This window comes from Mycobacterium sp. 141 (assembly GCF_000382405.1).
Taxonomy (GTDB): domain Bacteria; phylum Actinomycetota; class Actinomycetes; order Mycobacteriales; family Mycobacteriaceae; genus Mycobacterium.
In genome coordinates this window covers 71,072-82,069 of sequence record NZ_KB908270.1, presented here as the reverse complement: position 1 = coordinate 82,069, position 10,998 = coordinate 71,072, and the positions used below count along the sequence as shown (strand labels likewise).

At 66.2% G+C, this 10,998-nt stretch carries 11 protein-coding genes; 4 read left to right on the top strand and 7 right to left on the bottom strand.

Features of this window, described 5'->3' with window-relative positions; genetic code table 11:
• Positions 1-6 precede the first annotated feature (6 nt).
• From eccA to H276_RS0118195, 4 genes are all read right to left on the bottom strand, one after another.
• Positions 7-1,731 (bottom strand): type VII secretion AAA-ATPase EccA, encoded by a 1,725-nt coding sequence (gene eccA, locus H276_RS0118210; RefSeq protein ID WP_019972721.1) that lies wholly within the window; start codon positions 1,729-1,731, stop codon positions 7-9.
• Positions 1,724-2,188 (bottom strand): hypothetical protein, encoded by a 465-nt coding sequence (locus tag H276_RS0118205; RefSeq protein ID WP_019972720.1) that lies wholly within the window; start codon positions 2,186-2,188, stop codon positions 1,724-1,726. The genes eccA and H276_RS0118205 overlap by 8 nt, the downstream gene beginning before the upstream one ends.
• A gap of 14 nt (positions 2,189-2,202) precedes the next feature.
• Positions 2,203-3,051, bottom strand: a complete 849-nt coding sequence (locus tag H276_RS0118200) for an ESX secretion-associated protein EspG (RefSeq protein WP_019972719.1) — start codon at positions 3,049-3,051, stop codon at positions 2,203-2,205.
• A 192-nt stretch (positions 3,052-3,243) separates the two neighbouring features.
• The gene (locus H276_RS0118195; RefSeq protein ID WP_155943160.1) at positions 3,244-4,419 is read right to left on the bottom strand and encodes an EspA/EspE family type VII secretion system effector; all 1,176 of its coding nucleotides are present in this window, start codon (positions 4,417-4,419) and stop codon (positions 3,244-3,246) included.
• Between the two features lie 212 nt (positions 4,420-4,631).
• Here H276_RS0118195 and H276_RS0118190 point away from each other — a divergent pair, with 212 nt between their 5' ends.
• Positions 4,632-6,002 carry a MinD/ParA family protein gene (locus H276_RS0118190; RefSeq protein ID WP_019972717.1) on the top strand — a complete coding sequence of 457 codons (1,371 nt, stop codon included), beginning with the start codon at positions 4,632-4,634 and terminating at the stop codon, positions 6,000-6,002.
• A gap of 12 nt (positions 6,003-6,014) precedes the next feature.
• Here H276_RS0118190 and H276_RS0118185 read toward each other — a convergent pair whose 3' ends face one another.
• Complete coding sequence (locus tag H276_RS0118185) at positions 6,015-6,785, bottom strand: hypothetical protein (protein ID WP_019972716.1); 771 nt, start codon at positions 6,783-6,785, stop codon at positions 6,015-6,017.
• A gap of 381 nt (positions 6,786-7,166) precedes the next feature.
• On the opposite strand from H276_RS0118185, the gene H276_RS0118180 reads away from it, so the two are divergent.
• Both H276_RS0118180 and H276_RS0118175 read left to right on the top strand, forming a co-directional pair.
• Positions 7,167-7,460 (top strand): WhiB family transcriptional regulator, encoded by a 294-nt coding sequence (locus H276_RS0118180; RefSeq protein WP_019972715.1) that lies wholly within the window; start codon positions 7,167-7,169, stop codon positions 7,458-7,460.
• Positions 7,461-7,730: 270 nt separating this feature from the next.
• Positions 7,731-8,771 carry a pirin family protein gene (locus H276_RS0118175; RefSeq protein WP_019972714.1) on the top strand — a complete coding sequence of 347 codons (1,041 nt, stop codon included), beginning with the start codon at positions 7,731-7,733 and terminating at the stop codon, positions 8,769-8,771.
• On the opposite strand, the gene H276_RS0118170 is transcribed toward H276_RS0118175, so the two are convergent.
• Both H276_RS0118170 and H276_RS0118165 read right to left on the bottom strand, forming a co-directional pair.
• Positions 8,693-9,208, bottom strand: coding sequence for a pyridoxamine 5'-phosphate oxidase family protein (locus tag H276_RS0118170; RefSeq protein ID WP_019972713.1), 516 nt, complete (start codon positions 9,206-9,208; stop codon positions 8,693-8,695). The genes H276_RS0118175 and H276_RS0118170 overlap by 79 nt on opposite strands.
• A gap of 35 nt (positions 9,209-9,243) precedes the next feature.
• Positions 9,244-9,999 (bottom strand): DUF4190 domain-containing protein, encoded by a 756-nt coding sequence (locus tag H276_RS0118165; protein WP_231376713.1) that lies wholly within the window; start codon positions 9,997-9,999, stop codon positions 9,244-9,246.
• Positions 10,000-10,205: 206 nt separating this feature from the next.
• Between H276_RS0118165 and ygiD the strand changes: the two genes are divergently transcribed.
• Complete coding sequence (ygiD, locus tag H276_RS0118160) at positions 10,206-10,970, top strand: 4,5-DOPA dioxygenase extradiol (protein ID WP_019972711.1); 765 nt, start codon at positions 10,206-10,208, stop codon at positions 10,968-10,970.
• The last annotated feature ends 28 nt before the right edge of the window (positions 10,971-10,998 follow it).

Below are 10,998 nucleotides of genomic sequence, written 5' to 3'. Positions count from 1 at the left end.
TCTCGCCTATTCGTCGATGCTCAGCCGGCTGTGCACAGATGAGATCGCCGATGCCATGTCTTCGCCGTTGATCTCGCTGAGCTGCTCCACGCCCAGGCTGTCGAAGTCCAGGGTGCGGGCCAGCCGCATGTCCCGGTTCTGCTCGCCGGCCTCGACCAGCTGCCGCGCGTAGCGCCCGTTGCCCGCGATGTCCAAGGCCGGCTTTCCGTTGAGCCTGCGCTGGCTCAACAACGCGGCCGCATCGTGCACCCGCTTGGCCGCGATGTCATCGAGTCTCGAATCATTGGTATCGGCAATGACTTTCGCGATCTCGACGATGTCCTCAGGAGCGTAGGAGTCGAATTCGATACGAGTCGCGAAGCGCGATCGCAGACCGTCGTTGGCCTCCAGGAGCCGGTCGATGTCGTTGCTGTAGCCGGCGATGACGACCACAAGCCGGTCCCGGTCGTTCTCCATCCGGGCCAGCAGCGTGTCCAACGCCTCGGTGCCGAACGGATCGGCCCGGCCGTCGCGCTCCTGCACCAGCGTGTAAGCCTCGTCGATGAACAGCACACCGCCGAGTGCCCGGTCGATGGTCTTGGCCGTCTTGACCGCCGATTGCCCCTCGTACTCCGCGACGAAATCCTTACGCGACGTCTCGATCAGTTTCGGTTCGGCGATCACCCCGAGCCCGGCCAGGATGTTGGCCACCACACGCGCGATGGTCGTCTTACCGGTACCAGGAGGCCCGGCGAAGATCATGTGCTTGGACGTCTGGGCGACCTTCATACCCCGCGCGGCGCGGATCCTGGCCATCTGCGTCGCGGCCCGGTAGGCCTCGATCTGTTCCTTGACCCGACTCAGCCCGATCTGGCGGTCGAGTTCGTCCTGCGCTTCGGCAAGCAGCTTCTCCCGGCCGGAGGTGTCGGCCACAACGCTGTTCGGATCCCACGGATCCTTGCGCGAGGAGATCGTCTCGGCCGTCGTCGTCGTCAGTCGGTAGGTTGGATCTCTAAGGGCAGCAGTTACTTTCGGCTCCGGATAGTTGGCTTGCAGCCATTCCAGCAGAACCCGCGTCGATTCCTCGTTGCCCTCGTTGCGTCGCGCCATGGCCAGATACCAGGCGATGGCAGGCGCGCACGCCTGGCCGGCCGGGGTGTCGTTGGCCTCGGTGAGCCTGCGGTCGGCCTCGGTGAACAAGCCGAGGTTGGCCGCCGCGACACCGTGCGCAACACCCGCCGCCGCGGCGAGGAACTTGTCCTGCCAGGCGCTGGCACCGCGCACCTCGTCGATGACGTCCGTCCAGCGCTGCGCAGCGGCGTAAATGACCGCCTTGACCCACGCCACGAGGTACTCCGCGCCGGCAGCGGGCGCCGCTTCGATGGCCTCCATCGCATCGGCGTAGTTGCCCTCGGCCGCCTCCTGCACGGCGAAGCCCATCGTGATCGCCAACGGCGAGTTCACCGGGTAGCTGATGTCCTTGCTGAACGCACCTCCGATCGGGATCCGCGCGCCCAGGCTGTTCATCGAGATTTCGGCGGCACCGGCGAGCTGGCCGAAGTTCGACCGGGAGTACCACGCTCGGAACAACGTCACCCGGTCGGTGTCACCACAGCGAATCCGCCCGACCCAGGCGTCACACGCCGATTCGTCGTAGTTGGTGATCTCGGTGAACAGCTCGAGGGCGCGGGCCGGAGAACTGGCCAGCATCCCGACAGCGCTACCGAACATGCCTGCGAGATGGTCAGCCATTTTCTCCTCCGTAACGAGTTGCGAAGATCTGGGCCCGGGCCGCGTCAGATTGTTCGGGCGTCGGCAGGTTCAGGTCACGGGTCAGGAAGTCACGCGTCGCGAAATCGTCATGCCCCTGTTCACGCATTCCCTCGAGCATCAACGAGTACTGGGCCGAGCGTGCGTCCTGCGTGGCCAGGTCGGCGATCACGAGAATTTCCTCGACGAGCTCGGATTCGGTCATGTTGACGGCCTTGGGCGACAGGTCTATCTGCTGCACGCGACCGTCCATGTAAGCGGTGACCGTTACGGTTCCCGGCGGGTTGGTGACGCCGAAGATCGGCATATCAAGGTCCGACTCGTCGTCGGGTTGCTGATCCGGGTATGCGAAATCGAGCGGCGAAAGGATATCCTGACCGTCGTCCTCATCGTGATCGTCGTATTCGTAGTCCCGGTCGTATGGCGGAGACTCACCCACCGTGGTGGCCTTTCTCAGTGAAGATAGGAACTATCCGAAGCGGTCGTGTCGAACCAGCCACCTGACGGCAGGAACTCCAGCAGGCCGTCCAGGGCACGCTGCAGGTTGTCCTGCGTACCGGACAGGAAGCTGCCGTACAGCTCACCGTTGACCTTGCGGGGGATCGAGACGATCCGGCCCGGGGTCGAGTCCAATACGCCTGCCGCGACATCGGATTGGGCGCTGGTCCCACCGGGAAGGCGTTCGGAGGCGACGATCTCGACCCAGCTCTCGGGTTCGGAGATGATGCCCGCATAGGCACGCGCCGAGGTGGGTGGAATGCCGTAGCCGATCAGATCGTCTGCTGTGCGGCATTTGGCCAGCTGGTCGGCCACGCCGGTGAGCGGTTCGACGTTGGCGGGGTTACCGGTGCCGAGCACCGTCATCACCATTCCGGCCATTCCGACCTGGGGAGCTACCCGCTGCAGCACCAGCATCTCGTTGTCCCGCGCACACACGACGTGTCGAGTCCCCTTACGACACACCGCGAATCGGATCATCTTGCCACCGAGATTGCGGCGCCACCAACGCGCTTCCAAGGTGCGATCCGCCCTGCTGAGGGTGTCGAGCATGGCAGCCACTTCAGGGTGCGGGTTACCGAATACGTCCAGTACTCCCTGCGCGGTCAGGTCCCGCTCAACCTGCTCCCAGACGATCTGACGCAGATCCACCTGCGGGATGTTCAGCCGGATACCGAGTGACGGCGGGAAATCTGCCAGTCCCAATTTGTCGGCGATCACCAGCATGCCGTCGATGGTCACCTCGACCCCGACGACATCGTCGTAATGCGGCGCGTCAGGATCGGCCCCGTACACCGACGTCATCCGGTTTGCTCCGCGACGTGACCCAAGCAGTCGGTGCGCACCTTCTCGCGTAAGTGTGCGGTGGTGACACGCAAATCTCCCGACATGAATTCCCCCTCGATTCTTTTCCCGGATTCCTACGTCCTGGTCACGGTCGCAGACCCGGGAATAGCTGCACCCAATCTAACTGCCGCCGGAACACTTAGCTGAGCCTCATCCGGCTCCACTTTCGGCGCGGGCCCGCGCACGGCCGTCACCACCGCTGAATTCGCCCGACGCCAGATCCGGCGGGAGCGTCTTGGCTGCGCCTTTGTCGGTCGGGCCTGCACCGTCTGTGACGACGTCACCGGTGTCGAACATGCCGTTCTTGGCACCCTTTTCAGCCTTGTCGGCAGTTGTCGTCGCGGCGGTCTCGTGGTGCTTCTCATCTTTCGCGGACTTGTCGTCCTGCTCCGACTTCTCCCTCTCGTCGTCGCCTGCCGTATCGGCTTTCTCGGCCAGTGCATCCAGACCCGCTGAAGATGGCTGGGCCTGCCCGACGGCCTGGGTGGCGCCTTGGGCGGTTTGCGTGGCGGCCGCGACCGCCGCCTGCAGCGCCTGAGATGCGGCCTGGGTGATACCGCCCAGGATGCCGCCGAGCGGACCGAGGATTGACCCGATCGCGGTGCCCGCCGTCGCTGACGTGGCATCCATCGCAGCCTGTTGCGTGGCCGCAGGTTGTTCCGCTGGGGCCGGTGCGCCGCAGTCTGTCTCGCGGGGGTCGGTACTGGGCTCGGCGTCACGCGCGATGTCCGCATACTTCGCGACAGCGTCCCGCAGCTCGGCGGCGTTGGCGTCGACGTTCTGCCACATGGCCAGGACCTGATCGGTGGACACCCCGAGCGCCTTCGCCACCATCGCGATCTCGGTCGCGGTCTGCGAAGCCTTGCCGACATACGGGATGCCGGCGATGGCGGCCGTGACCAGGCTCATGTCGGCCAGCCAGTCCGATTGGCCGTCGAGGTTCTGTCGCGTCGTAGAGATCTGGTCCGATTCGCGCACGAGCACGGCCGCGACCGCGCGATCGGCCTCCATCACCGCCGCGGCGCGGCTCAGCTGCTCAGTGTTGCGTGCGCTGTAGGCGACGGATCCGCTACTTGTCCACGAGTCGTCGGGAAACGCCGACTTCAGCGTGTCGCCGGCCTTGCCTAACTGCTCGGCGCCCGCGCCGAAAGCGTCGCCGTTGTCGGGTGCACCGGTGCCCGTGGTGACCTTCATGTCTTCGATGACGTTCCGGCCGGCGCCGAGGATCCCCTCGCGCTGCTCGATCAGTTCCTTACCGGTTTTGGCAATATCGCCCATCAACCCCATGCGCAGATCCCCCTCGACGCGAGACGTTACCAGCGCCAAAGAGCCCGCCTGAGCACCAAATTCGGCCCAAACATGTCGCCCTGCGACGCCTTGGGCAGCGGGTACGGGATTGACGACGACGGGCCGTCGCCCCGGTCCCGCGGCCGCGAAGCGCAGGGACCATCACCAACGGGTGCAGTGAGGTGGTGCCGTAGTCGATACTTTAGGTCGGTCGAGATAGCCGTCGCGTGACTACCTGAGGAGATTCCGTCGTGACCGACCCCGACGACACCCTGCGTGGAGAGCTTGGCCGGACGGGGTCGGAAGACACCGATTTCGAACCGGACACCGGGCCGACGCCCCAGCCAGCGGAGCAGCCGCGCATCAGCTTCCGCGAGCCGGCTCAGCACCCCCAACCTCCCACACCCCCGCCGCACGACGGTCGTCAGGGACCCTCGGCACCGAGCAGGTTCGACGGCAACCAGTGGGGACAGCAGCCCGGCCGGCCGGTGCACCAGCAGCGACCTCAGGCGCCGCCGATGCACACTCATCCCATCCCTTCGGCCCCGCCGACACCAATCGGGCCGGGGCCGCAACCGCCTCAGTCGTTCGGGCCAGCGCCCGGGTCGCCGTGGCCTGCCGAGGGCGGGTTCGCGTCGGATGGCAGCGGCCAGCCGGCGCCGCAGACGGTTCCGGGGTCCTACGCCGAGCGGATCCGGGTCAATGACCTGGTGCCGCCGCGTCGCGAGCCGCCGGCCGGGGGTTGGCGACTGCTGGTCTACAAGGCGACTTTCGGGCTGATCAACCCCGGACCGTCCCCAGTGGACACGCGCCAGGCCGAGCTGGAGACCAAGATCAAGGGTGTCCTGCGCGGCCACTACAAGGTCGGTGTCATGGGCAAGGGCGGCGTCGGCAAGACCACCGTCTCGGCAAGCATCGGCTCGGTGTTCGCCGAGTTGCGCCAGGACGACCGTGTGGTGGCCATCGACGCCGACACCGCGTTCGGCAAGCTGGGCAGCCGCGTCGACCCTCGAGCCCAGGGCTCGTACTGGGAACTGGCCTCCGACAAGCACCTCGACACCTTCGCCGACGTGCGCAGCCGGGTCGGCAACAACGCCGCGGGGCTGTTCGTCCTCGCCGGTGAGGCCACCCCCGCCCGGCGTCGCGTCCTCGACGCCGCGATCTACCGCGAGGCGACAACCCGGCTCGACCGGCACTTCTCCATCTCGGTGGTGGACTGCAGCTCGACGATGGACTCCCCGGTGACCCAGGAGGTGCTGCGAGACCTGGACGCCCTGATCGTGGTGTCCTCCCCGTGGGTCGATGGTGCCGCTGCAGCCGGGCAGACGCTGGACTGGCTGGCCAATCGAGGGATGACCGGCCTGTTGCAACGCACTGTCGTCGTGCTCAACGACTCCGACGGGCACGCCGACAAACGGACCCGATCCATCTTGGCCGCGCAGTTCGCCGGACAGGGCCAGACCGTCGTCGAGGTGCCGTTCGACGGCAACCTGCGTCCCGGTGGCGTGATCGACGGCACCCGGGTGATGACACCGGCGGTACGCCAGAAGTTCCTCGAAATCGCCGCGGCGCTCGCCGACCACTTCCCGTCCTCGGACGATCGGCATCGAGAGCGCTTCTGAGCGCTCGCGATATCAGGCCATGGCGCTGATCAGTGCCTCGATCGCGTGCACCGCGGCCGCGTCGACCAGGTGCTCGGCCTCGGTGCGGGTGATGACGTCCTCCGGGACACCTGCCGCCTGAGCGGTCTCCTCGATCGTGAGGTTCGCACGCCGGCGCGCGACGTAGAGCCGCTGGCCGAGCGTGGCCCCCGGTGCTGCTGCGGCCCGCGTGGTCAACTCGTCGATCTGGTGCCGCACAGCGCTGAGCGCCTTGATCAACGCCGGGGTGACCTGGCTGATCCGGGCCGCCCGGGACGCGACCGCCTCAAGCTGACGCAAGTCGGCGAGGATCGCCGTGACCCGGGGAATGAAAGCGGGATCGCCGGCGGGCGGCATGGCGTCCATGGTCGAGCCAAGCGTGTTGGCGGCGGTGAGCACCGCTTGGGCGATCAGCGGCACCTCGGCATTCGCCGGGGCAGCCGCGGGGGGTTCGGCCGGCGCACTCGCGGCGGATGGAGGCGGTGTCGCAGGTTCGAGCACCGGGACCGGTGCGCCCTGGCGCAGCCGTGCGATGGTGCCCGGTGGCCAGTGCAACACCTCTTCCAGCTTGAGCCGAGTGCGCTCACGGGGCCAGCTGCGACCCTTCTCGAAGGCGATCAGCGCACCGGCATTGATGACACCGTCGGCAGCCAGGCTGCGCTGACTGATGTCGAGTTCGCGTCGTCGCGCGGCGGCAGCCGCTCCGGCGCGAATCAAGCCGACGTCGAACTCACCGGTAGCGAGATCGAACTCCGCATCGGTCATCTCCGGAGGGTTCCTTAGCTGAATGAGCTGAAGCGCTAGGGCGGGCTGTCATGGCTGCGTGGACCTGTCGATTCTAACCGCATACTGCAGCACCGCTACGACTTGGCTTGGGTTTTTCGTGAAACTGAACTAACGCTACGACTTAGTCGCACATGGCGGCGCAGGCACTATCGCGCGCGCTCAAACTGCTTCGGTTGCCGCCCAGACTATCCGCGCAGGTAATCACAACTAGGTAGTTTTACTCTTAACTTCCGGCCCGTCACAGTCTCGTAGCGCCGCAACGGTTTCATCTATCCAGAAGCGTTGCATTGCTACGGTTATTGCTATAGCGTTCCTCTCACCGCGGGACACCGCACAGTTCTTACGAGGGGAGCAATAGAAATGACCGCTTTGATGGCCAACGGAATCCCGCTCGGCGTCTGCACCGCCAACCCGGAACGCTGGACCTCCACGCCCGACGAAGAGGCCAAGGTGATCTGCCGCGAGTGCCCACGCCGCTGGATGTGCGCCAGGGAGGCCTGCGAGCTGCCCCGTGCCGAAGGGCTCTGGGCCGGGATCGTGGTTCCTGAAGGCGGCCGCGGCCGTGCGTTCGCGCTCAAGCAGCTGCGCTCGCTGGCCGAGCGGAACGGCTACCCCGTCCGCAAGACCCGGCTGGTCTTCCCCGAAGCCGCCTGATCTCCTGCCCTCTCGCCGCCGAATTCGAGGGGACGGCGGCGGGAGGGCAGCAGTTCCACACGGGGGAGGAATAGGGGCCCGGGGCGTGCTGTTGATGCATGCGACGGTGCCGGGCATTGCCCCGGGCCCCACACCAAAACCGTCGCTTCGAGCGACCACTCGCCGCGAGGCGCAGTGTCGGCACCGTCCCCGACTTGCTTGAGCGCTCGAGCGTGGCGACTACCGCATCGAGCAGGCGATCAACTTCGTCTCCGCACTACGGTGGCAGCTATGAGCAACACCGACGTCGCACCCACTGAAGTCACCTGCGCGGCTTCGGCATTCACCGGAATTCTGCACTCTCGTGAGGTACCGCTCGGCGGGCCGCGGGCGCTGCTGGTGCGGCGCACGCTGCCGCAACGAGACCGGTCGCTCATCGGCGCCTGGTGCTTCGCCGACCACTACGGACCGCACGATGTCCGTGACGGCACAGGCATGGATGTTCCGCCGCATCCGCACACCGGATTGCAAACCGTCAGTTGGCTTTTCCAAGGCGAGATCGAACACCGCGACAGCGCCGGCGTGCACGCCATGATCCACCCGGGTGAACTCAACCTCATGACGGCGGGAGCAGGCATCTGCCACTCCGAGGTGTCCACCTCGGCGACAACCATCCTGCACGGCGTGCAACTCTGGGTGGCCCTGCCTGCTTCCGACCGCGACACCGCCCGCGATTTCGCCCACTACATACCAGCAGCTCGCGACATCGCCGGGGCGACCCTGCGCGTATTTCTCGGTGAGCTGGCCGACTCACGGTCGCAGGTGCACACCTTCACGCCACTGCTCGGCGCCCAACTCGACGTCGACCCCGGCGCCACCGTGAGCCTGGAGGTCGACCCGAGCTTCGAACACGGGGTGCTGCTCGACGAAGGCGATGTCGAGGTGGCCGGAATACCGCTGGCAGCAGCCGATCTCGCTTACCAGCGCCCCGGCCACCAGGAGCTTCACCTGGTCAACCGCGGAGCAGGGCCGGCCCGGCTGATTCTGCTCGGCGGCACCCCGTTTCCCGAGGAATTGGTGATGTGGTGGAACTTCGTCGGACGCAGCCACGAGGACGTCGCCGCCTATCGTGAACTATGGCAGGCCAATGATGTCCGATTCGGCGACGTGGCTGGGTACCGCGGCCGCATCGCGCGGCTGCCAGCCCCGCCGCTGCCCAACGCGCGGCTCAAGCCGCGACCCCACCCGACGGGTCAGACACCGGACTCTTCACCCAGGTACTGCGCGGTGCTGCCGCCGACCGGCATCGCCGGAAGGCCGAGCTTGCGGTGATCCCAGCTGCGCAGCCGGACCGGCACCACACGCACAGCGATGCGATTGTTCATCATCTGGTCGACAAACGGCCGCATCTCCTCGGTGTAGGGACCGGTGTACCGCTCCCACACGCTGATTCCCACGCGCAGTAGGGTTTTCGGGTCGTCGACGATCTCGGCACGGCCGTCGATGGATACCCCACGAAGGGTGTCGTAGGTCTGCCCGTCCTCGATCATCACCGTGATGGTCGGATCGCGGCGCAGGTTCACCGCCTTCTGCGACTTGGCCTTGGTCTCGAACCAGATCTCGCCATCGAGCACCGCGTACCACATCGCGACGAGGTGCGGCCTGCCGTCAGCTTGCAGTGTCGCCATGGTCGCGGTCCGGCTGTGCTCGATGAATTCGGTGATCTCGTCATCAGCCATGCCGATCTTCGCGCGTTCGTTCTTACCCATGCATCAGCACCTCTCGCTCTTGAATGCAGCGCATGTCAGCCGCGGTACTGGGAAACACAGACGAACGTCGTCTTCTCGGTGTTGTACAGGGTGTCCCCGGGGCATGTTCCCTGCACTTTGCTCACCTGGTCGACGTGATAGATGTCGGGTCCCGGCGCGCATGGGGTGAGCGTGATCGTGATGGCCGTCGTGTTCGGAGCGTCGGGATCGGTGCCGAATTCCTGGATGCGGACACAGTCACCGACCCGCAGGTCCTCCACTGCGACGGTCTGCGGTACCGGCGGAGGCGCCGGCACCGTGGTGCGCGGCGTCGACCGCTTGGTGGGGGTCTTCGACATCGTGGTCTTCGTGGTTGTGGTGGTCGCCGTGGTCGTCGTGGTCGACGACGAGTCGTTCTTGTGCGACACCAGCAACACCACGAGCGCGATGATCGCCACGAAGATCACCAGGTAGGACACTGTCAGACCGATCAGGGCACGCTCGCGGCCCTTCTCGCCGGTCTTCTTGATCTGGGACAAGGCCAGATGGCCCAGTACCGCGCCGATGGGCGCGAAGACGATCCCGAAAACGATCGACAGGGTCGCCAGCGCGTTGGTCTGACCCGGCGGAGGTCCGTACCCGGGCGGGCCCGGGGGATAAGGCGGATAACCGGGCGGAGGGCCTGGAGGAAAGCCCGGCGGGCCTCCGGGCGGACCCGGAAAACCCGGTGGAGGAAAGCCTGCGCCTGGTCCGGCGAAGGGATCGTTGCCGTACGGGCCTACCGGTCCACTCCCGTACCCGCCGTATGTCATTTACCAATCCCCGCCGTCGACTACGCGTGATTCTGCGTCAAATTCCGCCGCCATGGCACGTGGATCACCCGCCAAAGCTGTGCGAAAACTCGATCGTAATCGGAACCGCTACTGGGTGACTCGATCACGCCTGCCGTGCAGAATTTCCCGCCGCCGCCCGAGCACCTCCCCGGCGCTAGCCTGGTCCGATGGAGCCAACTTCGGCGATGCCAGCGGCGTTCATCGGGCACGGCAGCCCGATGAACGCCATCGAGTCCAACCAGTACACCACCGCATGGCGTGACTTCGGCCGGTCGGTGCCACGGCCACGGGCGATTCTGGTGGTCAGTGCCCACTGGTACATCAACGCCACCGTGGTCACAGCGATGCCGCGGCCGCGCACCATCCACGATTTCTACGGGTTTCCGCGCGAGCTGTTCGACGTGCGGTACCCGGCGCCCGGCCTGCCCGAGCTCGCTGAGGAGATCAGCGATACGGTGCACCCGACCTGGGTGGGCGCCGACGTGGACAGCTGGGGCATCGACCACGGGACCTGGTCGGTACTCGTGCACGCGTTCCCCGACGCCTCGATCCCGGTGGTGCAGTTGGCCATCAACGCCAACGAACCGGCCGACTACCACCTGGAACTCGGAGCCAGGTTGGCGCCGCTACGCGAACGCGGCGTGCTGGTGCTGGCCAGCGGCAACATCGTGCACAACCTGACAGGCATAGACGGTACGCGTCCCGACGACGGATACGACTGGGCGCAGCGGTTCGACGACGCCGCCCGCGAGCAGGTGCTCGACGCCCCCGCCGAGATCCTCACCCTCGATGCCCACCGGGACTATCCGCTGGCCGTCCCGACCCCCGATCACTTCATCCCATTCCTGTACTTCTCCGGGATGGTCTCTGCCACAAACACTTCCGCCGAGGTACTGATCAGCGGCTATACCTTCGGATCGCTGTCCATGACCGCGTACACGCTGCGCTGAGCCCGATCTAAATGTCGGTGGGCCGCCG

Bases quoted from the DNA above. Each gene is read 5' to 3' on its own strand.
- eccA (WP_019972721.1), bottom strand. From the start codon at position 1,731: ATGGCTGACCATCTCGCAGGCATGTTCGGTAGCGCTGTCGGGATGCTG.
- H276_RS0118200 (WP_019972719.1), bottom strand. From the start codon at position 3,051: ATGACGTCGGTGTACGGGGCCGATCCTGACGCGCCGCATTACGACGAT.
- H276_RS0118185 (WP_019972716.1), bottom strand. From the start codon at position 6,785: ATGACCGATGCGGAGTTCGATCTCGCTACCGGTGAGTTCGACGTCGGC.
- H276_RS0118180 (WP_019972715.1), top strand. From the start codon at position 7,167: ATGACCGCTTTGATGGCCAACGGAATCCCGCTCGGCGTCTGCACCGCC.
- H276_RS0118175 (WP_019972714.1), top strand. From the start codon at position 7,731: ATGAGCAACACCGACGTCGCACCCACTGAAGTCACCTGCGCGGCTTCG.
- H276_RS0118170 (WP_019972713.1), bottom strand. From the start codon at position 9,208: ATGGGTAAGAACGAACGCGCGAAGATCGGCATGGCTGATGACGAGATC.
- H276_RS0118165 (WP_231376713.1), bottom strand. From the start codon at position 9,999: ATGACATACGGCGGGTACGGGAGTGGACCGGTAGGCCCGTACGGCAAC.
- ygiD (WP_019972711.1), top strand. From the start codon at position 10,206: ATGCCAGCGGCGTTCATCGGGCACGGCAGCCCGATGAACGCCATCGAG.